At 34.4% G+C, this 541-nt stretch carries 1 protein-coding gene; it reads right to left on the reverse strand.

The annotated features are described in order from the left end of the window. Positions 1 to 218 precede the first annotated feature (218 nt). A partial coding sequence (locus tag AT575_RS10090; RefSeq protein WP_129587079.1) for an IS3 family transposase occupies positions 219 to 541 on the reverse strand: 323 nt, incomplete at its 5' end.

The raw sequence follows: 541 nt of genomic DNA on the forward strand, positions 1-541 counted from the left end.
TGGAAATTTATTGAAAGCTCTATCGAGCATTCTACTTATCTGTTCAAGATTAGGACTCATAGATAAATCATATGATATGATTTCATTTGTGTTCATATCTAAAACAGGCGATATGTAACACTTCCCCATGAAAATTAAACTGAGATACATCTGTTGTCCACTTTTGTAAAGGCGCAGTTGTGCTAAGTTTCTAGCAATGATATTGTCGGCAATCTTTCCTACCTCACCCTTATAGGATGGTATTTTTCCTTTGGACGTTTGCCTAATAAGCCTTCTTTATGCATGAGACGTTGAACTCTCTTATGGTTCACCTTGTATCCACGATTAATCAGTTCTTGATAGACTCGTCTAACGCCATATCTACTTTTATTTGACTCAAAAATACTTTTGATTTCGTTAAGTAAATCTTCGTTTCTTAACGCAACAGCATCTATCTTGCCAATCTCGAAATAATAAGTTGATTTAGCTAAGTTTACTGCTTTGAGAAGATATTTTATGTGATATCCTTTTTCTTTAAGTTCCTTGACGATTGCCGCTTTTT

Source organism: Streptococcus penaeicida (genome assembly GCF_002887775.1).
In the GTDB taxonomy this organism is placed as follows: domain Bacteria; phylum Bacillota; class Bacilli; order Lactobacillales; family Streptococcaceae; genus Streptococcus; species Streptococcus penaeicida.